General features: G+C 54.4%; 22 protein-coding genes. 12 read left to right on the forward strand and 10 right to left on the reverse strand.

Features of this window, described 5'->3' with window-relative positions:
* The first annotated feature begins 8 nt into the window (after positions 1-8).
* The 5 genes from rpsM (at position 9) to rplQ (ending at position 3241) form a co-directional block, all read left to right on the forward strand.
* Complete coding sequence (gene rpsM / locus JXO50_11280) at positions 9-377, forward strand: 30S ribosomal protein S13 (protein ID MBN2333672.1); 369 nt, start codon at positions 9-11, stop codon at positions 375-377.
* A gap of 145 nt (positions 378-522) precedes the next feature.
* Positions 523-915 (forward strand): 30S ribosomal protein S11, encoded by a 393-nt coding sequence (gene rpsK, locus JXO50_11285; GenBank protein MBN2333673.1) that lies wholly within the window; start codon positions 523-525, stop codon positions 913-915.
* A gap of 10 nt (positions 916-925) precedes the next feature.
* Complete coding sequence (gene rpsD, locus JXO50_11290) at positions 926-1552, forward strand: 30S ribosomal protein S4 (GenBank protein MBN2333674.1); 627 nt, start codon at positions 926-928, stop codon at positions 1550-1552.
* Between the two features lie 24 nt (positions 1553-1576).
* Positions 1577-2614 carry a DNA-directed RNA polymerase subunit alpha gene (locus JXO50_11295; GenBank protein ID MBN2333675.1) on the forward strand — a complete coding sequence of 346 codons (1038 nt, stop codon included), beginning with the start codon at positions 1577-1579 and terminating at the stop codon, positions 2612-2614.
* Positions 2615-2692: 78 nt separating this feature from the next.
* Positions 2693-3241: a 50S ribosomal protein L17 gene (gene rplQ / locus JXO50_11300; GenBank protein ID MBN2333676.1), complete on the forward strand. Its 549-nt coding sequence runs from the start codon at positions 2693-2695 to the stop codon at positions 3239-3241.
* A gap of 170 nt (positions 3242-3411) precedes the next feature.
* Here the strand turns inward: rplQ and JXO50_11305 are convergent, their stop codons facing one another.
* From JXO50_11305 to cobU, 6 genes are all read right to left on the reverse strand, one after another.
* Entirely contained in the window at positions 3412-4530 is a 1119-nt protein-coding gene (locus JXO50_11305) for a phosphotransferase (GenBank protein ID MBN2333677.1), read from the reverse strand.
* Positions 4505-5665 carry a TIGR00303 family protein gene (locus tag JXO50_11310; protein ID MBN2333678.1) on the reverse strand — a complete coding sequence of 387 codons (1161 nt, stop codon included), beginning with the start codon at positions 5663-5665 and terminating at the stop codon, positions 4505-4507. Before JXO50_11310 ends, JXO50_11305 begins: the two co-directional genes overlap by 26 nt.
* Positions 5666-5760: 95 nt before the next feature.
* Complete coding sequence (locus JXO50_11315; protein MBN2333679.1) at positions 5761-6429, reverse strand: septal ring lytic transglycosylase RlpA family protein; 669 nt, start codon at positions 6427-6429, stop codon at positions 5761-5763.
* Positions 6430-6434: 5 nt separating this feature from the next.
* Positions 6435-7067 carry a histidine phosphatase family protein gene (locus tag JXO50_11320; GenBank protein MBN2333680.1) on the reverse strand — a complete coding sequence of 211 codons (633 nt, stop codon included), beginning with the start codon at positions 7065-7067 and terminating at the stop codon, positions 6435-6437.
* A gap of 118 nt (positions 7068-7185) precedes the next feature.
* Entirely contained in the window at positions 7186-7932 is a 747-nt protein-coding gene (gene cobS, locus JXO50_11325) for an adenosylcobinamide-GDP ribazoletransferase (GenBank protein ID MBN2333681.1), read from the reverse strand.
* 1 nt (position 7933) lies between these two features.
* Positions 7934-8464 carry a bifunctional adenosylcobinamide kinase/adenosylcobinamide-phosphate guanylyltransferase gene (gene cobU, locus JXO50_11330; protein ID MBN2333682.1) on the reverse strand — a complete coding sequence of 177 codons (531 nt, stop codon included), beginning with the start codon at positions 8462-8464 and terminating at the stop codon, positions 7934-7936.
* Between the two features lie 392 nt (positions 8465-8856).
* Here cobU and JXO50_11335 point away from each other — a divergent pair, with 392 nt between their 5' ends.
* The 3 genes from JXO50_11335 to JXO50_11345 all read left to right on the forward strand — a co-directional run bounded on the left by JXO50_11335 (position 8857) and on the right by JXO50_11345 (position 11925).
* Positions 8857-10335: a response regulator gene (locus JXO50_11335; protein MBN2333683.1), complete on the forward strand. Its 1479-nt coding sequence runs from the start codon at positions 8857-8859 to the stop codon at positions 10333-10335.
* Between the two features lie 103 nt (positions 10336-10438).
* Positions 10439-11185 carry a ParA family protein gene (locus JXO50_11340; protein ID MBN2333684.1) on the forward strand — a complete coding sequence of 249 codons (747 nt, stop codon included), beginning with the start codon at positions 10439-10441 and terminating at the stop codon, positions 11183-11185.
* On the forward strand, positions 11182-11925 hold the full coding sequence (locus JXO50_11345) for a hypothetical protein (GenBank protein MBN2333685.1): 744 nt from the start codon (positions 11182-11184) through the stop codon (positions 11923-11925). Before JXO50_11340 ends, JXO50_11345 begins: the two co-directional genes overlap by 4 nt.
* A gap of 128 nt (positions 11926-12053) precedes the next feature.
* Here JXO50_11345 and JXO50_11350 read toward each other — a convergent pair whose 3' ends face one another.
* The 4 genes from JXO50_11350 to JXO50_11365 all read right to left on the reverse strand — a co-directional run bounded on the left by JXO50_11350 (position 12054) and on the right by JXO50_11365 (position 17017).
* Positions 12054-12914, reverse strand: coding sequence for an aminotransferase class IV (locus JXO50_11350; protein MBN2333686.1), 861 nt, complete (start codon positions 12912-12914; stop codon positions 12054-12056).
* Positions 12915-12960: 46 nt separating this feature from the next.
* Positions 12961-14367 carry an aminodeoxychorismate synthase component I gene (gene pabB, locus JXO50_11355; GenBank protein ID MBN2333687.1) on the reverse strand — a complete coding sequence of 469 codons (1407 nt, stop codon included), beginning with the start codon at positions 14365-14367 and terminating at the stop codon, positions 12961-12963.
* A 206-nt stretch (positions 14368-14573) separates the two neighbouring features.
* Positions 14574-16145, reverse strand: a complete 1572-nt coding sequence (gene lnt / locus JXO50_11360) for an apolipoprotein N-acyltransferase (protein MBN2333688.1) — start codon at positions 16143-16145, stop codon at positions 14574-14576.
* Positions 16142-17017 carry an HlyC/CorC family transporter gene (locus tag JXO50_11365; GenBank protein MBN2333689.1) on the reverse strand — a complete coding sequence of 292 codons (876 nt, stop codon included), beginning with the start codon at positions 17015-17017 and terminating at the stop codon, positions 16142-16144. Before JXO50_11365 ends, lnt begins: the two co-directional genes overlap by 4 nt.
* A 323-nt stretch (positions 17018-17340) precedes the next feature.
* On the opposite strand from JXO50_11365, the gene selD reads away from it, so the two are divergent.
* From selD to groL, 4 genes are all read left to right on the forward strand, one after another.
* Positions 17341-18396, forward strand: coding sequence for a selenide, water dikinase SelD (gene selD / locus JXO50_11370; protein ID MBN2333690.1), 1056 nt, complete (start codon positions 17341-17343; stop codon positions 18394-18396).
* A gap of 18 nt (positions 18397-18414) precedes the next feature.
* Positions 18415-20508: a U32 family peptidase gene (locus JXO50_11375; GenBank protein MBN2333691.1), complete on the forward strand. Its 2094-nt coding sequence runs from the start codon at positions 18415-18417 to the stop codon at positions 20506-20508.
* A gap of 262 nt (positions 20509-20770) precedes the next feature.
* Positions 20771-21094: a co-chaperone GroES gene (gene groES / locus JXO50_11380; protein ID MBN2333692.1), complete on the forward strand. Its 324-nt coding sequence runs from the start codon at positions 20771-20773 to the stop codon at positions 21092-21094.
* 57 nt (positions 21095-21151) lie between these two features.
* Complete coding sequence (gene groL / locus JXO50_11385) at positions 21152-22801, forward strand: chaperonin GroEL (GenBank protein MBN2333693.1); 1650 nt, start codon at positions 21152-21154, stop codon at positions 22799-22801.
* The last annotated feature ends 30 nt before the right edge of the window (positions 22802-22831 follow it).

Here is a 22831-nt window from a genome sequence, read left to right on the forward strand (position 1 = left end):
AACGGCAATTGGCTAGAATTGCAGGGGTAGTTTTACCGAATAAACGGATAGTGATCGCCCTTACCTATATCTATGGGGTTGGCAAAAGTCGGGCTCAGGCAGTACTTGATGCGGCTCAGGTCAGCCACGATATCCGTGCAGATCAGCTGCAGGATGATGAACTGGGACGTATTCGTGAAACCCTGGAGGGAACCTATAAAATTGAAGGCGACCTCCGACGGGAAATCAGTGGAAATATCAAACGGCTGATGGACATCGGCTGTTATCGCGGTTTGCGCCACCGCCGGTCACTGCCGGTTCGGGGACAGCGGACCAAAACCAACGCCAGAACCCGCAAAGGACCAGGCAGAAATCCGGTGGCCCGCAAGAAAAAATAGCAATCCACTCCCGAGGGGCTGCGAGATGGTAGAGCTGCCAGTCGCGGCAGCACGTTCGGGGGAGGATTGATTGCCATAGAAGACAACTGCTCTGCGGGGCAGAGATACTAAACATCGTCAGGGTTATCAGTGGTGGGGAGAAAAGATGGCCAAGCCAAAGAAAAAATCGGCAAAAGCAAAAGTTAAAAAGAATATTCCGGTGGGGGTAGCCCATATTCAAGCGACCTTTAATAATACGCAGGTTACGTTCACCGATATCAAGGGTAATGTGGTGGCCTGGGCAACGGCAGGAGTGGTCGGCTTCAAGGGATCACGGAAAAGTACGCCGTTTGCTGCCCGGCAGACCGCAGAAGAAGCCGCCCGGCGGGCAATGGATCATGGCATGCGCAGTGTCGACGTCCATGTGAAGGGTCCTGGGTCCGGGCGCGAATCGGCTATTCGGGCGATTCAGGCCGCCGGTTTAACCATTAATGTTATTCGCGATATAACGCCTATTCCGCATAACGGCTGTCGGCCGCCGAAGCGGAGAAGGGTCTAAGGAGGCTGTTTTGGCACGATATAGGGAATCAGTATGCCGGCTTTGCCGCCGGGAGGGAGTGAAACTTTTTCTAAAAGGTGACCGTTGCTATACGGACAAATGTGCCGTTGACCGGCGGGCGTATGCTCCCGGCCAGCATGGCCAGCGGCGCAGCAAATTTTCCGAGTATGGTGTGCAGCTGCGGGAAAAGCAGAAAGTGCGGCGGATTTACGGCCTGCTGGAAAAACAGTTCCGCCGTTATTTTCAACAGGCTGACAGACAGAAGGGAGTGACAGGTGAAAACCTGCTGATCCTGGTGGAACGTCGGCTGGATAACATTGTTTATCGGCTGGGATTTACCAATACCAGGAGCGAGGCGCGGCAGCTGGTTCGCCATGGCCACTTTCTGGTCAATGGACGCCAGGTTGATATTCCCTCCTTTCAGGTGAAAGTCGGCGATGTTATTGAACTGCGGGAAAAGAGCCGCAAGGTAGGGCGTATTGTTGAGGCCTTGGAGGCTGCAGGTCGTCGTGGATTGCCGGCATTTCTTGACCTGGACAAGGATAACTTCAAAGGTACGGTGAACGCTCTGCCTAAACGTGATGACATTGCTCAGGCAATCAATGAACAGCTGATTGTTGAATTCTATTCTCGTTAAGGGAAAGCTATGGATAAATCATTGATGTATAAAAATTGGCGGGAACTGATCAAGCCGTCGGGACTGCAGATAGATCAGGAAACCCTGACCACGGAGTACGGCAAATTTACCATAGAGCCCCTTGAAATCGGTTACGGTGTGACTTTGGGCAATGCTCTGCGGCGGGTTCTGCTGGCTTCGCTCCAGGGAGCCGCCATTACGTCGGTTCATATCGACGGGGTTCAACATGAATTTTCCACCATTCCCGGAGTGGTTGAGGATGTTACCAGAATTGTTCTCAATCTCAAAGGGGTCTGTTTGAAGATGCATGTGGACAAACCAAAAACCATGTTTCTTGACGTGAAAGGTTCCGATAAGCAGATTATCACCGCCGGTGATATCAAAACCGACAGCAACGTGGAGATTCTCAATCCCGATCATTATATCGCCACCCTGAACAGTGATGCTGTCCTGAAAATGACCCTGACTGCAGAGACCGGCAAGGGGTATGTGCCGGCTGAGGAAGCGGTTGAAAAACAGAAGCTTCCCCTGGGAACGATTGTCATTGATGGTGTTTTTTCGCCCATCAAGAAGATGACCTATGTGGTTTCCAACGCCCGGGTTGGTCAGCAGACGGATTATGATAAGCTGACGATCCAGATCTGGACCGACGGCAGTGTCAGACCTGAAAATGCCTTGGGGTATGCGGCGAAGATTCTCAAGGATCAATTGATGGTGTTTATCAATTTTGATGAGGATATTGAACCGCCGGTGGTGGTTGAGGTGGACGAGGAGCCGCCGGTGGCGGTCAATGAGAACCTCTACCGTGGCGTCGATGAGCTTGAATTGTCAGTGCGCTCGGCCAATTGTCTCAAAAATGCCAATATCTCGTTGATTGGTGAGCTGGTACAGAAGACCGAGACGGAGATGCTGACGACGAAAAACTTCGGCCGCAAATCACTCAATGAAATCAAGGATATCCTGAGTCAGATGGGACTTTCCCTGGGGATGAAGGTTGTGGACTTTGATCCTGAAAATGCAGAAATGATCAAAAAAGTAATGGTTGACGACTACGAAGAGTAGGAAACCCCCAGGGACCATGTTTGCAGGAAGGTGTCTGGTGAATGTAGTGCTGTCAGGGAACAAGGAGATGATGAAGAGATGCGACATCGTGTGGTAGGAAGAAGGTTGGGGTATGGACCCAGCCACCAGAAAGCTATGATGCGGTCCCTGGCTGGGTCGCTGATCAAATATGAGACCATTGAAACGACGTTGGCGCGGGCCAAAGAGCTGCGGCGGCTTACCGATCGTCTGGTGACGATGGGTAAAAAAGACAGTCTCCATGCCCGGCGGCAGGCGTATAAGGTACTCAATGATCATGGGCTGGTGAAAAAGCTCTTTGACGAGATCGCCCCGCGGTTCAAGGAGCGTCCCGGCGGTTATACCCGGCTGATCAAAACACGTTTCAGAGTCGGTGATAACGCGCCCATGTCGCTGGTTACCTTTTCAGCCAAAGAGCTGGTGAAGAAGGAGAAGGCGGCAGCTAACAGAGCGACAAGCATTGCCGATGAGGTGAAGAAGGGTGTTGAGGCGGAACTGGCGGCGGAAGCGCCGGCAGCTGGGGCGGTTGCCGCCAATGAGGAGACGCCTGCGGCAGAACCTGTGGCTGAAGAAGTTGCTGAGGACACAGCTGAAAAAACCAAAGAATAGTTTCCGCCACCCGGTTGGCGGTAAGATTTCAAAAGCATGGCCTGCGGGCCATGCTTTTTTTATGGCCGGGTTAAGGCTGCCGGTTGTGCGGCGCAATCCCGCAGTATATTTTCCCTTGATACCTGTTTGTGTACTCGTGCCGCCATGGCAGCAGTGCCAATGCTATGATGTCAGTTGCTCTCGTCTGGTGGGCAGGTCGGGATATGGCTGAGGCGGCGAATCAGGCGGGCTAAAGTCGGAATCTGGGGGGCAAGGGGGGCATCGGCAGCCAAGCGCTGCAACTGAAGGAGGGCTTGGGGAATATGCTGGCGAAAATGGAGCCGTTTTTTCACCGTTGAGAGAAAACCAAAAGCACCAAGAACCTGCATGCCGCGGATAAGGGAATAGCAGCTGACGTTATGGTTGAAGACCCCAGGTTCAGGCAGCGAAAGCTGTGCCCGGGGTGCCGCCGTATGGTAATAGTATTCCAGCAGTTCCTGCTGAAGTGCCGGAGGCATGGCGACATAGGGGTCGGTGAGCAGTGCAGCCAAGTCGTAATAGATGGGTCCCAGTCGGGCGCCCTGGAAATCGATCACCCGGATATGCTTGGTGCAGATCATCAAGTTTTTTGCCTGGAAATCGCGATGGAGAAAAAAATGACCCGGCGCCTGCAGGGCAACGTCTGCCAGGAGGGCACAATCTTTCCTGAACTGCCGGCGTTGAGCAGCGGAGAGTTCTATCCGGCCCAACGGAATGGCAAAGGAATTGAGAAAATACTCCAGTTCACCGGCAATGATCAGCTGCCGGTCATAATGGCCACCAGCGTAGCACCATGAGGGATCAAAGCCCTCAGCGGCCTGTTGCTGCAGTGCCGCCAACAGGCAGAGCGCCTGCTGATAGTGGGCGATGGTTGCCGTGCTCCACTGATCATTGGCGGCCAGATCATAGAGGGTGGTATCGCCGAGATCCTCCAAAAGATAATAGCAGGCGCAGGGACTACTGGCCAGCACCTTGGGAATGGGGAATTGTAGGGTGGCAAGGTGCTGAGCCACCAAGAGGAAGGAGTGGTTTTCGGTAACCAGATGCTGGCCAAGGCGGCGAAATTTTTGGCTGCCGCCATGGGCATCGACGGCGATCAGCGGCTGGGAATGAAAGGCTGATCTAATGCGGAAATAGCGTCGATCGGAGCCGTCTCCAGCCAGCAGGGCAGCGGAAAAAGTCCCCTTGCCGGCCGTCGGGATGGTTAAAAAACCAGCGACCAGAGCAGCCAGGGGTTCGGGCAGATCATTTTGAGAGATAGATGCGTTCATAGATGACTTCGATGGCCGGCAGCAGGGCATGGTTGTCCAGCTGCCGATAGAGCATGGCCGCCAGCGCCATCGCTCCGGCGCCGACCCCTTCCTTGACAAAGCCCTGCTCATAGAGTTGTAGATTTCGATGCCGGGAGGCAGAGAAGTTGAGTCGTGCGGCAAACATCGGCATTGCCGTGGGCAGCTGGCGGGCCAGCCCTCTGATGTCGGCATGCGGATCTTCCGAAACCCAGCCGGTGGTTGCCACGGCAATGTTGGTTGTCGCCGCACGGCGCAGCACCGTTGCCACCCGCTCTTGGTGCAGTGCTGTGATGTTGTCGATGTTTTTCTCCGCCATCATAGCCCCGATGAGGGCAGCTACTGCCAGCATCTGACTGCCGCCGCCAAGGAGGACCGGTGTCCGGTGGCTGGCTGCCAGAGCCATGCCGGCCTGCACCACCTGCATGGGATCCCCCAGCAAGGCGACGGCGGCCAACGGATCGGTGGCCAATGAACCGCGGATCAGGCCTTTGTCAACCATAGCCCGGGTAACCACCTGTTCTTTCAGCGAAGGGTTGTTGCCCGGCATGCTGCCGCTTATTTTGCCAAAAGAATCCAGCCCGAGCCCCTCCATTAATGATAGGGCGGTGGTCGTGCCGCCGGGAACGCTTTCCCCGATAATCAGGGTATGGCCAAGGAGTCCGAGGTTTTCACCAATAATCATGCCCTGAAGCAGCAGTTCATGGACGTTTTCCACCGGCAACGAATCGGTGATTGCCTTTCCGGGGGTGCGGCCGGCAACCAGCAAGGGAACCTGGGGGGTGATGGAGTTCCCTGCGTCGACGATTACCGTCGGGCAGGAAAGCAGCAGCTGGGCTGCCATGGTAATAATAACCGGAGAGGGTGGGCCGCTGGGGTTTTCCGGAATTTTTTCCAGGCAGCGGGCCCGACCATAGTAGAGTGCCTCCACATCGGCGGCGGCCGTGTAACGGATAAGCTCAGCATTGGCGCCGGCCGCCGAAATGCCGGGGATGGCCGCTGTTTCGGTGGTGGCAATGGTGCAGATGAAAAGCGGCGGCCGTCCGAGAGCATGCTGGAGAAAATCGGCAGCCGCTGCTTGGTCATCGGTAACCGTGATGATGTCTGGATGGGACATGGCAGTTCCTTTATGATCGCGGAGAGTATGTCCGAGAGTAGGGTTCTTTCCCTGGAAAGAGATGGTTTGTTTCCTGCTGCAGCGTCTGCGGGCTGCTACTGGTCATGGTCCTGAATAATGACGATGGCTTGATAGCCCCTGGCTCGCAGCCTGTCAGCCAGGTCTTCGGCCTGGTCACGGTTGGAGAACCAGCCGGCCCGTACCCGGTAGCAGGTGTTGTTGCCACAGTCGGCAGTCTGCATGAAAAGCGAGTTGGTGAACGGCTGCAGGTTTTCGTACAGTTGGCGGGCGTTGTCCCGCTCGGCAAAGGATCCCAACTGGACGCCAAAGTAGCGCGTCTGGGAAAACCGGGTTTGCCCGGCTACCGGGGCTTCAAGAAGGGTTATGCGCACCAGGGCAGTGCCCTGGTCAACCATGTCCAACGCTTCGGCTGCCGCATGGGAAAGGTCGATGATCCGGCCCTTGATGAATGGTCCCCGGTCATTGATGAAAACCGTGACACTCTTGCGATTTTCCAGGTTGGTAACCTTGACGCGGCTGCCCAGGGGGAGTTCCTTATGAGCGGCGGTAAGCTGGTGCATGTCATAAAGCTCGCCGCTGGCGGTTGACTTGCCGTGAAAATCACTGCCATACCAGGATGCAATCCCTTCCTGGCTTGCCAGGAGGCGCGGCTTGGCCGGCAGGGAATAATCATACCGGGAATGCTTGGCCATGCATCCCCAGCAGCCGGTGGCCAGCAGCGCCAGCAGCCAGAACCATTTCATTTTTTTCAGGGCAGACATGAGCCGTTGAGCAGGCTGACTTGGGAAAAGTCAGGAAAATAATCGATCCGGTTGATGCAGCAGAAATCCTGCTTCAGGCGGAAAAGGTGATCTGCAGCCAAGGTCAAGGCCCGGCAGAGAATGAGCATGTTGATGCCGCCATGAGCCACGAGGATCATGTGTTCTCCCGCATGGTTTGCCAGAATCTGATCCAGGGCGCCAAATACCCGTGCTTCAACCTCTGGAATTGTTTCCCCCCCGGGAATGCGATAGTTGATAAAATTTGAAAATTTCTTTTTTATATCGTCTGGATAACGTTCCTTTACCTCGGCAAAGGTCAATCCTTCCCAGCGCCCCATCTTGATTTCGCGAAATGCTGCCAGTGATGTGTGGGGCAGATCAAGGTGGCGGGCAATAACCGCCGCCCCCTGGTAACTGCGGGACAAATCGCTGGAAAAAACCCGGGTGATGGGATAGGCAGCCAGCTGGCTTGCCATGGTTTCCATGGTTTGCAGCGATTTATCAGTGACCTCGATGTCAATGTGGCCGTTGTAACGAAACTCGCCGTCAAGGGTGTTGATCGTTTGCCCATGGCGGAGGAGAAAAAGCGTGGTGGCTGGCGCGTCGGTCATAGTTTTCATAATGCACGACGGCCGTGACAAAACTGCGGGCAGCCGTTGCTATAAAAGGGGGTACTCTTTCGATGTGAAACCATTACGATAATGGAGTTCATCCGATGTTCAGCAGCGCAGGGTAATGCTAGCCATAGAGCACCAGCCAGCCGACCAGGGCCAGGGCTTCGCTGGTTTCACAGACAAAGCCCAGCAGATCGCCGGTGACGCCGCCAAGCCGCCGGTGAAAATAGCGGCTTGCCCCCCAGCTGTATATGCCGACCGCCCCCATGAGCAGAAGTGCGGACAGGCCGCTGACCATGAGGGTTGCTACTGCGGTGATTGTGGCGGCGGTCCATAGTTCCCGAATGGTTACCTGTTCAGTGATTGATTGCCCCAGCCCTCCCTCGGGTCTGGCATAGACAGAGAGGTGGGCCATAATGACAATGGCAAACCGGCCATAGGCCGGCAGCAGGATCAGGCAGGAAACCATAGTGTGCCCGGGAAGGTTGGACAAGGCGGCATATTTCAGCAGCAGAACAGTGATTAGTGCCAGAGCACCCATGGTGCCGATGGCACTGTCTTTCATAATCTTAAGAATATCATCCCGGCAGTCGCGGCCGCTGAGCAAGCCGTCGGCGGTATCCGCCAGCCCGTCGAGGTGGAAGCCGCCGGTAAGCAGAATCTGGACAGGCAGCAGCAATGCGGCAATGACAGCCTTGGGCAGCAGGGGAGCGAGCAGCAGGTAGACAACGGCAAGGATGACGCCCAGCAAAAGCCCCACCAGGGGAAAACAGCACAGTGAGGCGCCGATTTCCCTGGGAGTCAGGGTTTTCTGTACAGGGAACGGCAGGATCGTCAGAAAGGAGAGGGCAAAATGAAACGAGGTGAACATCTTATTTAAGTTTCAGCGGCAAGCCGCAGCAGACCAGGTATACCTCCTGGCAGACGGCAGCCAGCCGCTGATTGGCGGTGCCGGCCAGATCACGGAAGGCGCGTCCTAGGGGGTTGTCGGGAACGATGCCGCTGCCCACTTCATTGGTGACGAAGATAATGGTTGCCGGAATTTGCGGCAGAGAGCTGAGAAACGCATCCACGAGCCTCAAAACGGCGGTAGGATTGTGCTCGTTGCTCAGCAGCAGGTTGGTCAGCCAGAGGGTTATGCAGTCCACCAAGATGACCTGGTACTGCGAGGCGGCTTGCTGCAGGGTGTCATGCAGCTGGTAGGGTTCCTCAATGGTGGCCTGCCAGGCGCTGCCACGCAGTTCCTGATGTCTGGCAACCCGGACGGCCATTTCCTGGTCGTGGATCTGGGCGGTTGCCAGATAAGCCCGTGGCCCGGGCAGCTGCTCAGCCAGCTGCTGGGCAAAGGTGCTTTTACCGCTGCGGGCCCCGCCGGTTATCAAAATTGTTGATTGATGATCCATAATCGTTTGCTAACCATCTATGTTTATTGACATTATTCACCTAACCCAAATAGTGCTCAGTGTCAATGCCTTTTTATTGTTTGTGGCGGTCTGCCTTTCCCGTCCGCCCATGTCCGCGCCTGGTGTCTTTGTTGTCCGTAGGGGTCCGGTAGCTTTGCAAGCGCTTGGTCCCTGACCATGTTGCTGGGCGCCATACCCATTCACCTGCTTTTGTTTGTGGTAAGGTGGGCGAATCAATGGTATGATAGTCAGCTGGAAACATGTCAAGTTTTCCTTCCTTTTTGCCGATGTAACATCTGTTTGCAGTGGGATGCCGGCGGCCATCGGCTCAGGGGCTTCTCCATTTTAGCACATCCTTGCCATTCGTTGTTGTCTTTGGGGATCGTAGGTGTATGAATATTCTGCTCGTAGATGATAATCCTCCTGTTGTTGAAATGTTATCACAGGTACTTATGGCGGAGGGCTATCAAATTGCCACCGCCCATGACGGTGTTGCCGCCCTGGAGCGATTGCAGCAGAAAAATTTTGACCTGGTGCTCACCGATTTGAAGATGCCGCGGATGGGCGGGATGGAACTGCTGGGTGAGATCAGGAAACTGCGGAATCCCCCTGTGGTTATCGTCGTTACCGCCTATGCCACTATGGAAACGGCAATCGACTCCATTAAACTGGGGGTTTATGATTATCTGGTCAAACCCTTCAATATGGATCAGGTGCTCCATGCGGTTCATCGGGCGGTGGAAAAAAGGCGGCTGGAGAAGGAAAATGTTCAGCTCAAAGAGATGGTGGTGCTGTATAATGCCAGCGAAGCCATCAGTTCCAGTTTGCAGACGTCAACGATTATCGATGTGATGCTGGAAGCCGCTTTTGCTCAATCGAGGGCGGATCTTGCCGTTCTTTACCTGCGTGAGGATGATGGCTCACTGCTTTCGGTTGCCCGCCACCGGTCCGGCGATTTTGCTGAGCTGGAGGGGGCTGAATTCATGCAGTCCCTGGCCCGTGATATTGATATTTCGTGGCTACCGGATATTTTTGACGGCCAGGGGTCAAGGATTTTCGACCCTGGAGATCGCTCGGTTGAGCCCATGATGCGTACCTCGTCAACCGAGCAGCAATTTCACTCTTTGCTGAGCATCTCATTGAAAGCCAACAACCGTTATTTGGGCATCCTTAATCTCTTTTCCCTGACCCCCGGTTTTACCTTCAGTGAGAAAGAAAGCCGGGCCTTGTATATCTTGTCGGCCAAAGGCGCCTCGGCAATTCAAAATGCCTTTTTGTATGAAAATACCCAGCAGAACTATCTGCAGACAATCAAAAGTTTTGCCTATGCTCTGGAGGCAAAAGATCAGTATACCCATGGCCACTCCCAGCAGGTGACCCGCTATGCGGAAATCCTGGCCCAGGGATTGAAGCTTGATCCCCAGCAGATCAACCTGCTGACTCAGGCCGCGCTGCTCCATGACATTGGTAAAATCGGCATTAGCGAGGCAATCCTCAATAAACCGGGGCGGTTGACTGACGAGGAATTTCAGGTTATCAAAAAGCATCCGGTTACCGGTAAACACATCCTGACGCCGATCAGTTCGCTGGCGCCCATTGTTCCCATTGTTTACCACCACCATGAGCGATGGGATGGCGGGGGATATCCGGAAGGACTGCAGGGAGAGAAGATCCCTTTAATGGCCAGGATTCTCACGGTTGCTGACGCTTTTGACGCCATGACCTCAAACCGGGCCTACCGCCAGCCCATGGCAACCGAGGAGGCCTTTCAGGAGTTGGGTGCTTGTGCCGGGTCCCAATTTGATCCCCTGCTGGTCGGTATTTTTCAACGTCAGCGTCAGGTCGTTGAGCAGTTGATGGTGTTACGTTGACCAGGGGTCCGAGGGTGTGTCCGGCCATAAAGTCCTTGACAAAAGTCCAGCCGATTTGCTATATCGTCTCAGTTTCTTCAATCCTATCTGATTAAAACAGCCTTTGAGGAAAATAGCCTGCCAAAATTTGAAGGGTGGTACAGGAAAGACCACTACGGTGGTCAATCTTGCCCATTATCTGGCCCAGCAGGGGCGGAAGGTTCTGGTTGTCGACCTTGATGCCCAGGGCAGTGTGGGGGTAAGCCTTGGCGTCGAGGCTGAACATGGCCTCTATGAGCTGCTCATTGATAACTGTCCATTAGCCGATTGCGTTATCGAAGCCCGGGAGAATCTCTACTGTCTTCTCTCAGATCAGTCGGTGGCAGCCTGTGAAACCATTTTGGTGGCCAAGACCCGCAGGGAAGAAATCCTGAGCCGTGGCTTGTCCCAGGTTGCAGAGGTGCTGCCCGGGGTGGAGGTGGTGTTGCTGGACTGTTCACCTTCCCTTTCTATTCTCAGTCAGAATGCCCTGGTGTATGCCGATGAGCTGATTATCCCGGTCAGTATGGATTTCCTGGCACTTGTCGGAGCCAACCATGTCTTTGATAACCTGGGGATGATTGAGGAGTATTTCCATAAAAAACTGAAAATATTAGGTATTGTTCCGACGTTTTTTGATAAGCGGGTCAATATGAGTAAGGAAGTGCTGGCTGCTTTGCGGGAGCAGTATGGTTCTCTGGTTATGTCGCCGGTACGTGTTGATACGAAATTGAAACAGGCATCGAGTGCCCGCCAGACAATCTTTGAGTTCCATGAGAAGAGTCGGGCAGCTTTCGATTACCTGCAGGTTGGTGAGGAGTTGTTCCCATGAGTGCAACCAAACGCCGGAAACCGGCAGCTGGGACAGGCAAGAGGAAAAAGGCCTTGGCCGAGGTCCCTGAACGGGCTCCGGTAGCTAGACAGAAAATGGCCGCTTTTTTTGACTCTGAAACCCGGGAGGGAGATATGATGGCTGGAAAAACCAAAGATAGTACACCGATTCCTGAGACTGAAAAACATCTGGCAAAAGTTGCGGTAAAAGTGGATGTGAAGAACCTGCCCGCTGAGCCCCCCAAGGCAGCGGCAGCCAAAGAACCGCTGTCAGCAGTAAAACCGTCCCCTGGGAAAGCGGGGGCCAAAGATAATCGGCAAGAGAGTGTAAACAAAAACGATTCAGCGAAAGGTGATGCGAAGATGTCAGGAAAAACACAGGGAAGCTGTCAACGTAATGATGGTGGATCAAATATGGTGGGTTTTGTGGCCTTGTTTGCGGCGATTGCCGCTTTGGCATTGGTGTGGTTTTACGCCTCAACCGCAACCGGCTCCCCCTCGGTGCTCAATGATCTGCAGAAGAGCAAGGTTGAGCTGGTGGAGAAGATTGATGCGCTTGATGCCAAGGTAAGCGCGTTGGATGCCAAGTTTGTTGCCGCTGAAAAGGCAAAACTGGTCAAATCGGTGAATGACTCTCTGGAAGCCATTAATGCTCTGGCTGCCAATGCTGATCCTAAAACTGCTGAGCTGCTGAAAAAGATGCAGGTGGAGATGCAAAAATCACTTGTGGAGCTGAAATAATAGTTTAGAGTTGTTTCTGATGCTCATAGAGGGCGGCGCTGATAGTGCCGCCCTCTTTTTCTTGGGAAGATGCGGCTTCGGGGCGAGCATGCTGAACTCAAGTGGGTGGCCGCCTTGGACGACATGCTTTACTGCCGTATCTTGGCTTTCATGTTTTCATAGGTTTGCAGGATAGCATTTTGGATAAGAGCTGCCTGCTGTGGATCGAAATGCAAGGTGCCCAAGGTTTTCAAGGGGGCCAGCTCCATCAGAGAACTGCTTAAAAAGCCGCCCCGATAGCGGGATATGGTCGCCATGGGAATCGGTTCAATCCGGCAGTTGATTTCCGCAGTCCGGCAGCATTCGATGATTGCCGCTCGGGTGATCCCCGGCAACAGTCCGGCTTCCACCGGCGGCGTCACCAGGCAATTGTCTTCCGTCAGCAGAAAAAGGTTGGAGAAGGTCCCTTCACACAGGTGGTCATCCTGATTGAGAAAGATTCCCTCATCAGCACCCTGCCGGACAGCAAGGCGCCGGCCGAAAAGATTATCCAGATAATTGAGACTTTTGATCCGCAGCAGGGGGTGGTGGCCATCCCGTCTCCATGGCAGAAAAATGGTTTTCAGTCCCTGTTGACGCTGCTGTTGGGTTTTCAGGTCGAGAGGCAAAACCTGGACGATGCAGGTTGACTGATGGTCGGTATCCGGCAACGGTCCGCTGCTGACCACAATCCTGGCCATGGCATCAGATGACGACAGCTTGTTGAGTGTCAGTAGATGGTCAATGATGGCCTCGAAGTCAGCGGGCATTGACGGCAGGGCAATGTTCAGGATCGCCAGTCCCTGTTGCAGCCGTTCCAGATGGCGCTGCAGGAGAAAGGGGATGCCCTGGTAGAGGCGGATGGTTTCAAAAACACCGTTGCCGTACAAAAACCCGCCATCAAAAGGCGAGATAGCCGCTTTGTCAGCCGGCAGATAACGGCCGTTTTGGTACAGGTGGATTGTTGCCATACGGACCTTTTTCCAGGATGGTTCCTTGCCTTGCCCGGCAAGCGGTTTATGCCTTCAGGGTTTTGAGAAAGGATTCGGCCTTGGTAATGGTTTCTTCGTATTCCATCTGGGGGTCTGAGTCGGCGACAATGCCGCCGCCTACTTGGAAATATAGCTGCTGCCGGTGGTGGACCGCCGTGCGGATGGCAATATTCAGGTCGCTGTCGCCGGAAAAATCCAGATAGCCGATGGAGCCGGTATAGACCCCGCGGCAGCACGGTTCAAGCTCATCAATGATTTCCATGGAACGGAGCTTGGGGGCACCGGTAATGGAGCCGCCGGGAAAAGAGTTGATGATGCAGTCGATGGTGCTGTAGCGGGGGTCGATCCGGGCGGCGACGGTGGATACCAGATGATGGACGTTGGCATAGGACTCAATGATTTCCATTTCCGATACCTGAACGCTGCCATACCGGGCGATCCGCCCAAGATCATTGCGCTCTAGATCAACAATCATGATATGCTCAGCCAGATCTTTGCTGCTCTGCTGTAACTCCTGCTGCAGACGGTTGTCTTCCTCAGGAGTCGTTCCCCGGGGGCGGGTGCCCTTGATGGGACGGGTTTCAATGTAGTCCCCCTGAATCAGCAGGTAGCGTTCCGGCGAGTTGCTCATTACCGTGTGGTTATCAGTGACCAGGTAGGCGCCAAAGGGAGCTGGACTCAGTGTCCGAAATCTACGGTAGAAATCCCAGGGGTTGCCGTTGCAATCTATGACAAAGCGTTGGGACAGGTTCACCTGATAAATATCGCCGGCCCTGATATATTCAAGAATTTTTCCGATGGCGGTGTTGTACTGGTCGTGGGTGAAATTGCAACTCACCGTGCTGCCCACCTGTAGTGGCCGGGGCGGCAGGAGGGGTGCGCTCCGGTTTCCTGCCCGACTGACGATGTGCTCCAGCCAGCGGCGGCGATCAGCCGCCCGGTGCTTCCTGGATTTTTCATCGGTCAGGGGCCAACCGGTTGAAATAATATATGATTTCTGTTCCAGATGGTCAATTGCCAGGATGGTGTCATAAAATGAGAGAAAAGCATCGGGCATCTGCAGATCATTGACGGTGGTTTGGGGAAACTGCTCGATCAGATGTCCCAGTTCGTAACCAAAGTAACCCACGGCTCCGGCTTCAAAGGGCAGCAGGGTTGTTGTTTTAGGGCGCTGCCAGCGGCATAGCAGCTCCTGCAACAAGGTGAAAAGCGGCTTTGTAGAGATTTTTTCACTTCCGGTCAGGAAGTTTGTTGTTCTGACCTGTCGGTCATCGGCAACAACCTGGAAAAAAGGATCCGCTCCAAGAAAAGAGAAGCGTCCCAGTTTCTGGTGGTCAACCCCCGAGTCAAGCCAGAAAGGATAGGGCTGGGAATGGAGCTGTTCAACGACGGCGACGGGGTCAGGAACCCATGATAATTCAATAATATCCATGCGATTGTGTGCAGCAGTCAGGTGCGGGTAAAAGAGCGATCTTGGTGCCGGCGAGCCCCCATGCTGGTGAAAATGGGAAAACCAAACTCCCCTCCTGCCATGGGCTGTTGCCAAGCAGACCGACCATGATGATTTCAGGCGGCAATGAGCCCGCTGGCTTTGGTTCAGGTCGCCGGGTCACCCTATACCGAAGTGACTGGTCGGTGTCAAGAAAAACCATCATTTTTGCTGGTTTCCAGGCATATGCCGGTGATCGCCGCCATGACTGCCAGACAGACAATGAACCCGTAGGGATGGCGGGCATAGAATGTCGGGGTGGTCATCGGGGTGATGGCGGCCTGTAAAACACCCCGGCAATTCAGGGGCAGTTGGTCGATGATTCTGCCGGTAGGGTCAATTATCGCCGAAATGCCGGTATTTGCACAGCGGAGCAGGTAGCAGCGGTGTTCTATGGCCCGCATCCTTGTGTTGGCCAGATGCTGACGGGGACCGGCACTCAGGCCGAACCAGGCGTCATTGGTGATGTTGACCAGAAAACCGGCCCCATCGGCCATGGCCCCGGCGATGAATTCGGGAAAAATCCCTTCAAAGCAGATTGACGGAACAAAGGGAGTGCCGTTCAGAAAAGGAGTTATAACCTGATTGCCGGGGGAAAAGTCAGCCCCCGGAACCATTTTACCCAGAAATGGCAGGAGTTCTGCCAGCGGGGTGAATTCGCCATAGGGGACCAGCTTGATCTTATCATAAAGGCTGGCTATGGTGCCTTCAGGAGTAAAGAACATGGCGCTGTTGTAATAGCGGTACGGGGGGGAATCTTCACAGCCGAGATGGCGCGGTGAACCGGCCAGGAGATAACTGTTGGTGCTGGCCAGCAGGAGGGCAATTGCGGTCTGGAAATCCGGCGCATCCTGGAGGAAGTCGGGAATTGCCGCTTCCGGCCAAATGATCAGATGAGGGGAGTCTGGGGAGGTCTGTAATGCTGCTTGCCGGCTTAGCTGCTCGAGAACGGCAAAATTCTGTTCGCGAAAAGCTGGGGCCCATTTTTCCGCCTGGGGAATATTTGGTTGGACAATAGTGACCTGGATCGTCTGTCGGTTCAGTTGGGCAACAGGAGACAGACCCATAGCTGCAAAGAGAGCAAAGAGGGCGGGCACGGTGAGCAGCAAGGCCGCTTGCCGAAGAAAATCCATTGCTTGGTGCCGGCGGTTGAACAGGACAAAGAGTGCCAGGTTGCCATAGATGACCAGGAAAGACAGGCTGTAGATGCCGCCATAGGGCAGAATGTTCAGGTAGAAGGAGTGCTCGCCGACCGTATACCCCAGGAGGTTCCAGGGAAAACCGTAGAGAATTGTTCCCCTGAGCCATTCCAGCAGGGTCCAGCTGGCAGCCAGAAAAAGAGTGCCAATCCAGCTGCCAGGGGGGTGTCTTGCCACCAGCAGGGCGAACAGTCCGTAATAGAGGCTGAGATAGGCGGCCAAGAGAGCCATGATCAGCAGGGTTGCCACCAGGGGGAGGCTGGTGAAATTGCGGATGGCGTTGGTAATCCAGCATAAGTTGATGGCTGAGAAGATAAAGCCGGTGATCATCCCCTGGATAAACGCCGGCAGGGTGTTAGTGCGGGTGATGGACCAGAAGAGGGGCAGAAAAGCAAACCACGAGCAGAGGCCGGCGGACGGTACGGCGAAACCCGCATGGAGCAGCAGGGCGCTGGCCATTGGCAGGAGGATGGGCGGCAACCGGTGAAACCAACGCTGCGACAGTCGTGCTGACTGCATCATCTGTCCCCAGGGGGGGTAGTTTCATCAGTATCGGCATTGTCTGCCAGGGGTGTGAAAAGAACTTTTTCAACCCGCCGCTCATTAGCGGCGGTGACGGTGATGGCGAATCTATTGTAGGTGGTCTGTTCGCCGGCTGCCGGTATTTTGCCGAAAAGATAGATAACCAGGCCGCCGACGCTTTCAAATTTCCCCCGGTTGTCCACTTCGAAATGGAAGAGATCTTCAATGGCTTCGATTTCAGTTTTGCCGGCTACCAGATAGGAGCCATCATCCTGAGGAATAATGTTTTTCTCCTCAATTTTTTGGCTGGGAGCTTCCTCGTAGATTTCGCCAATAATCTCTTCCACCAAATCGCTGAGTGTAACCAGCCCGGAGGTGCCGCCGTACTCATCCACAGCAACCGCAATGTGGATCCCTTTTTTGCGTAATTCCTGCAGCAGTTCCTGGATCTTCTTGGTTTCGGGGATGAAATACACCGATCTCATGATTTGACGCACCGGGACTTTGGCTAAATCATCCTGGAGATATTTCAGCAGGTCCTTGGCATAGAGAATGCCGATAATGTTATCAAGATTTTCCTCGTAGACCGGATAGCGGGAATAACCATAGGTGCCGATAATGGCGACCATTTCCTGCAGCGAGGTTGCAGCTTTCACCGCAACGAAGTCGGTCCGCGGGATCATCACCTCCTGAACCAGAGTTTCCTTAAACTCAATGATGCTGCTTAACATTTCATGGGTGTCCCCGGTGATAAAACCGGCTTCGCCGCTGGTGTCGATAATCTCCTGGAGGGCCTCTTCCGTCATTGGCTGGCCGTCATTTTTCTTCAGCAGATTTTTCAATCGTTCAATGAAACTGGTTCCCGTAAGCATGTTTTTTACCATTAGTCAACAACGTGCCGATTTCCATGATCGTGTCTAAACCCTCTCTGCGCCTGCAGAATCAGCTCCGGGGCGGCTAAACAGGACGGCTGGTGGGAGAATATATAGCAAAAAAAGGGGAAAAACAAGCACCTATTCTCTGCCCGGCCGCCTGGTATCGCCATTGACCGCCGGGTATGGCTGGGCGACGAAACAGCATTGCCTCATGGTGACGCCAAGTTACCGCTTGTCAAAGGAAGGGTGTTTCGGTTAGTATGCTTTGGCATATCGATGGCCAGCTGGTGGGACTCCCGGCTGGTGGAAAGGAGGAATGCATGGACGATGCCGGCAAGATTCGCCTGTCAGCCCAGTCTGCCGCTTCCGGGTGAGCGGCAAAAATAGGTCCGTCGGACCTGTCGAAGATATTGTCGGGATTGTCGCTGCCCGTTGATTCCCGCCTGCTGGTCGGCATTGAGGGTGCTGATGATGCCGGCGTATTTCGGCTCGATGACCAGCGGGCGCTGGTCCAGACGCTGGATTTTTTCACGCCCATCGTCGATGATCCCTACCGTTTTGGCCAAATAGCGGCCGCCAACGCTTTCAGCGATGTCTATGCCATGGGCGGCGAGCCGCTCACAGCGATGAATATTGTTGCCTTTCCTATTGCCAAGCTTGACCATGGGATTCTGCGGGCTATTTTAGCTGGTGGGATTGCCATCATCCGCGAAGCGGGGGCGGTGTTGGCCGGTGGGCACAGCATTGATGATCCTGAGATCAAGTATGGCCTGTCCGTTACCGGATTAGTCCATCCTGAGCATTTGTGGCGCAATACCGGTGCCCACGACCAGGATGTGCTGCTGTTGACCAAGCCTGTGGGGAATGGCGTCCTGGCCACCGCCCTGAAAGCAGGATTCTGCTGTGAGGATGGGATTGAGGATGCCCTGGCGTTGATGGCCAGACTGAATAAACTGCCGCCGGAACCGCCCGGCGGGGAGTGGCGTCAGGGAGTTCATGCCTGTACTGATATTACCGGTTTCGGGCTACTCGGTCATCTCAATGAGATGGTGGCTGATGAAAAAATCGGTGTGGTGCTTGATGGGGCGCGTGTTCCTTTGATACCCAAAGTACGGACCTACTGTTCCATGGGGTTATTTCCTGAGGGAGGAGTTCGGAACCGGAATTTTTTCAGTTGCCGGGTCACCCGTGGAGAGACCTGCGATGATATCCTCTATGATCTGCTCTTTGATCCCCAGACTTCCGGTGGGTTGCTGCTGGCCGTTGATCCCCAAGGGGTGGCCTCGGTCTGCCGGGCTTTTGCCGCCAGCGGCCAGGAGTGCTGGGAAATCGGCCATTGCACAGCTGAATTTCCCGGCCGCATCAGGGTTGTCTGAAAGCACGGTGCCTCAATTATGAAGAAGCCTGAACTGCTGGCGCCGGCCGGTAATCTGGAAACCTTTTTTGCCGCTCTCGATGCCGGTGCTGACGCGATCTATCTGGGAGGCAAGGAGTTCAGTGCCCGGCAACGGGCCAAAAATTTTTCCTCCTATGAACTGGAACGCATGATTCCCTACGCCCACCAGCGGGGAGTGAAAATCTATGTGACGGTCAATACGCTGCTGAAGGAGGAGGAGCTTCCTTCCCTCTACCGTTTTTTCAGCTTTCTCCGGCGGTTGGAGGTTGATGCCCTTATTGTTCAGGATCCCGGGGTTATCCACCTGCTGAGGCGGGATTTTCCCGAACTCCCGGTCCATATCTCCACCCAGGCCAGCATCCATAACGCCTGGGGGGTTGCGCGAATGGACCGCTTGGGCTGCAAGCGGGTGGTGCTGGCCCGGGAGCTCTCGCTGGAAGAGATCGCCGCCATCAGCCGAGAGACCTCCCTGGAACTGGAAGTTTTTGTCTTTGGTGCTTTGTGCCTGTCAGTCGCCGGTTTGTGTCTGTTCAGCAGTTTTCTCGGCGGGCAGAGCGGCAATCGTGGGCGCTGTACCCAGCCGTGTCGGCGCCTCTATGCCCAGAGCCGCAAAACGGGCTACTATCTTTCGCCTGCCGATTTCAGTGCTTTGCCCTTTCTTCCCCAACTGATGGCATTGGGTATCACTTCCTGTAAAATTGAAGGACGTCTGAAAAGTTCTCACTATGTGGGCACCGTAACCGGGGTGTTTCGCCAGGCCATCGATGAAATTGTTCGGGATGGTGTTCTGCAGCCTGAGCGGCAGGCGGCTCTGGCCCGGCGGTTGCGCAGTGCTTTTACCCGGCCACTGAACAGTGCCAACTTGTCGGGTGTTTATTCGCCGGTGATGATTGATCCCCGCCAGCACGGCAGTATGGGACAACAGATTGGCACGGTGTTGGCGGTTCGTAACCGGAGCGTCCGGGTCAGTCTGTCGGATGATCTGCTGGCCGGCGATCGGCTAAAAGTGATCAGTGGTGGGCGGGATGGCAAGGATAACGCCTTTACGATTAGCAAAGGGGTTGAGGGGAATGGATTGCATGGTAAAGAGGTGTGGCTGCCGGTGCCAGTTGACTGCCATCCTGGTGATTTGCTGGTGAAGGTGGGGGGCAAGGACTATTACAGCAGTAAGGGATCCCGCTTCTGGCTGGAGAAATTGAAGCAGGAGGTTTCCGTCGCCCCGTGCTCCCCGGCCGGTCCGAAATGCTATGATCTACAGCGGTTGCTGGTTTCCACACCGGCAGCGGTGACAACCAACCGTGGCACTCACCGGACCAGATGGCGGCTGAAAGTTGCATCCTGGGAGCATGTGCAGCAGTTTTCCCGGGAAGAAGACTGTACTCTGATTGCGGATTTGAACCTGCGCCTGATTGCCCAGCTTGCCGGCCAGGAAGCAGCCATCTTCCGCCGCTATCGCCGCCGGCTTGCCTGGTGGCTGCCGCCGGTGCACTTTCCTGGTCAGGAACAGTCGTTGGCTGAGGCGGTCAAGCGCTTGTTGGCGGCCGGATTCCGGCAATTTTATCTCAATAACCTGGGCCAGCTGGAGCTGTTTGCCGACCGCTCACCAAAGGGACTGCACCTGGCAACCGGTTCCTTTCTGCCGGCAACCAACCTGGCGGCAGTGGCTGCTTATCGATCCTGGGGCTTTACCAGCGTCATGCTGTCAGCAGAGATGGATCGGCAGTCGCTGAAAGTGCTCTGTGAACGGTCGCCGGCTGACCTTGAATTGATGGTGCTGGCTTTTGGCTTCCAGCCACTGCTGGTGACCCGCATGAGTCTGCCGGTTTCGGCCAAAAAAATCCCTTTAACCTCACCCCATGGGGAAATCTTCCACCCAATTATCCGTGATGGCCTTACCTACCTGGTCCCCGGCCAGCCGCTGATGGTGACTTCTCTGTTGAAGAAACTTTTTCCTCATACGTCACCTGCCTTTCTGCTTGATTTCTCCTGGTATCCTCCCGGCTGGAAGCCAGCCGCCATGCTGGCCGCGATCCGCCAGGGAAAACCGATTTCCGGGGCTTCATCCTTTAATTTATCGCGAAAATGGCAGTAATAAGGTTGAAATCGAAGCTATGGGATATTAATCATTTCTTTTATCCATTATCAGATATTAATAATCTTTAACCTGCTTTTTTCATGCTTGATTTTTCATCGCAACCTGTGTAGTATTCGCTTCGTTAGCACTCCACGGTAGTGAGTGCTAATAATGATGCCCAGCCGGGGGCGGTTGTTCTGCCGGCGGTCATGGTGGTTGACTTGAACCATGAAAACAACGTAAACACTTTGAAAAAAGAACAGGTTGAGGAGGAAAGAGGATGAATATCAGACCGCTGCAGGATCGACTGATTGTCAAAAGGGTTGAGGAAGAGGAAAAAACCAAAGGTGGGATCATTATTCCTGATGCTGCCAAGGAAAAGCCCATGCAGGGTGAAGTGATTGCCGTTGGCAAAGGCAAGGTTGGTGAGGATGGTAAAGTGATGCCCCTCGATGTGAAGGCTGGTGACCGGATTCTGTTCGGCAAGTATGCCGGTACCGAGATCAAAATGGACGGGGTTGAATATCTGATTATGCGTGAAGATGATGTACTTGGTGTTATTGGTGAAGGTGACTGTGGTTGTGGCTGCGGTTGCAGCGCCTAAGACCCCCGGGATCGGACACCACCTTAAAAAAATAATTGTTACAGGAGGATAGAGACAATGGCAGCAAAAGAGATTAAATTTGATCAGGACGCCAGAAATGCGATTCTGGCCGGCCTGAATGTTCTGGCGGATGCGGTAAAAGTAACTCTGGGGCCCAAGGGTCGCAACGTTATCATCGATAAATCCTTTGGCTCACCCACCATTACCAAGGATGGGGTAACCGTTGCCAAGGAAGTTGAACTGGAAGATAAATTCGAAAATATGGGCGCCCAGCTGGTCAAGGAAGTGGCCAGCAAAACCAGCGACGTGGCTGGTGACGGTACGACGACGGCGACGGTACTGGCTCAGGCCATCTATCGTGAAGGCTCCAAGATGGTGGCTGCCGGTGCCAACCCCATGGAATTGAAACGGGGTATTGATCTGTCGGTTGAAAAAATTGTTGCCGCTCTCAAAGAGATGAGCAACCCGACCCAGACCCACAAAGAGATTGCCCAGGTGGGGATCATTTCTGCCAATGGTGATGAAACCATCGGCAACATCATTGCCGAGGCGATGGACAAGGTTGGCAAGGAAGGGGTTATCACCGTTGAAGAAGCCAAGGGAATGGAAACCTCTCTTGATATCGTCGAGGGGATGCAGTTTGACCGCGGCTACCTTTCTCCCTATTTTGTGACCGATCCGGAACGGATGGAAGCTATCCTTGATGACCCCTATATCCTGATCCACGATAAAAAAATCAGCAGCATGAAAGACCTGCTGCCGATTCTTGAGCAGATTGCTAAAGCCGGCCGTCCCTTCCTGTTGATTGCTGAAGATATTGACGGCGAAGCCCTGGCAACCCTGGTGGTTAACAAACTGCGGGGTACCTTGAACTGTGTAGCAGTGAAAGCCCCTGGTTTTGGCGATCGTCGTAAAGCCATGTTGCAGGATCTGGCAGTGCTGACCGGTGGCCAGGTGATTTCCGAGGAAGTTGGCCTGAAACTGGAAAATGCCTCCCTGAGTGATCTCGGACAGGCAAAACGGATCAGCATCGACAAAGATAACACTACCATCGTTGATGGCGCCGGCACCCAGGAAGATATCCAGTCACGGGTGAAGCAGATTCGGGTTCAGATTGAAGAAACCACCTCTGACTACGACCGGGAAAAACTCCAGGAACGCCTGGCTAAACTGATCGGCGGTGTTGCGGTGATCAATGTGGGCGCCGCAACCGAGACCGAAATGAAGGAAAAGAAAGCTCGTGTTGAGGATGCTCTCAATGCTACCCGGGCTGCGGTTGAGGAAGGGATTGTGCCTGGCGGTGGTGTGGCCCTGCTGCGGACCATCAGCGCGGTGGATGACCTGCAGGATTTGACCCACGATGAGAAGATGGGTGTCAACATTATCCGCCGCTCCCTGGAAGAGCCGGTGCGCCAGATTGTCAATAATGCCGGCCAGGAAGGTTCAGTTATCGTTGAGCATCTCAAGAAGGAAAGCGGTGCTTTCGGTTACGATGCGGCCAAAGATCGCTATATCGATATGTATGAAGCCGGGATCATCGATCCCACCAAGGTTACCCGGACGGCCCTGCAGAATGCGGCCAGTATTTCCGGTCTGATGCTGACCACCGAGTGCATGGTGGCTGAGAAGCCCGAGAAGGAAGGTCATGGTGGTGGCATGCCGGGTGGTATGCCGGGCGGCATGGGCGGCATGGGCGGCATGATGTAAAGGCTTTCCCACCGTAGTTTTGGTGTCAAA

The organism is Candidatus Anaeroferrophillus wilburensis, from assembly GCA_016934315.1.
Classification (GTDB): domain Bacteria; phylum Desulfobacterota; class Anaeroferrophillalia; order Anaeroferrophillales; family Anaeroferrophillaceae; genus Anaeroferrophillus; species Anaeroferrophillus wilburensis.

Coding starts and splice junctions, on each gene's coding strand:
- rpsK (MBN2333673.1), top strand. CDS start 523: ATGGCCAAGCCAAAGAAAAAATCGGCAAAAGCAAAAGTTAAAAAGAAT.
- JXO50_11295 (MBN2333675.1), top strand. CDS start 1,577: ATGTATAAAAATTGGCGGGAACTGATCAAGCCGTCGGGACTGCAGATA.
- rplQ (MBN2333676.1), top strand. CDS start 2,693: ATGCGACATCGTGTGGTAGGAAGAAGGTTGGGGTATGGACCCAGCCAC.
- JXO50_11305 (MBN2333677.1), bottom strand. CDS start 4,530: ATGAACGCATCTATCTCTCAAAATGATCTGCCCGAACCCCTGGCTGCT.
- JXO50_11310 (MBN2333678.1), bottom strand. CDS start 5,665: ATGTCCCATCCAGACATCATCACGGTTACCGATGACCAAGCAGCGGCT.
- JXO50_11315 (MBN2333679.1), bottom strand. CDS start 6,429: ATGAAATGGTTCTGGCTGCTGGCGCTGCTGGCCACCGGCTGCTGGGGA.
- JXO50_11320 (MBN2333680.1), bottom strand. CDS start 7,067: ATGAAAACTATGACCGACGCGCCAGCCACCACGCTTTTTCTCCTCCGC.
- cobS (MBN2333681.1), bottom strand. CDS start 7,932: ATGTTCACCTCGTTTCATTTTGCCCTCTCCTTTCTGACGATCCTGCCG.
- cobU (MBN2333682.1), bottom strand. CDS start 8,464: ATGGATCATCAATCAACAATTTTGATAACCGGCGGGGCCCGCAGCGGT.
- JXO50_11335 (MBN2333683.1), top strand. CDS start 8,857: ATGAATATTCTGCTCGTAGATGATAATCCTCCTGTTGTTGAAATGTTA.
- JXO50_11345 (MBN2333685.1), top strand. CDS start 11,182: ATGAGTGCAACCAAACGCCGGAAACCGGCAGCTGGGACAGGCAAGAGG.
- JXO50_11350 (MBN2333686.1), bottom strand. CDS start 12,914: ATGGCAACAATCCACCTGTACCAAAACGGCCGTTATCTGCCGGCTGAC.
- pabB (MBN2333687.1), bottom strand. CDS start 14,367: ATGGATATTATTGAATTATCATGGGTTCCTGACCCCGTCGCCGTCGTT.
- lnt (MBN2333688.1), bottom strand. CDS start 16,145: ATGATGCAGTCAGCACGACTGTCGCAGCGTTGGTTTCACCGGTTGCCG.
- JXO50_11365 (MBN2333689.1), bottom strand. CDS start 17,017: ATGCTTACGGGAACCAGTTTCATTGAACGATTGAAAAATCTGCTGAAG.
- JXO50_11375 (MBN2333691.1), top strand. CDS start 18,415: ATGAAGAAGCCTGAACTGCTGGCGCCGGCCGGTAATCTGGAAACCTTT.
- groES (MBN2333692.1), top strand. CDS start 20,771: ATGAATATCAGACCGCTGCAGGATCGACTGATTGTCAAAAGGGTTGAG.
- groL (MBN2333693.1), top strand. CDS start 21,152: ATGGCAGCAAAAGAGATTAAATTTGATCAGGACGCCAGAAATGCGATT.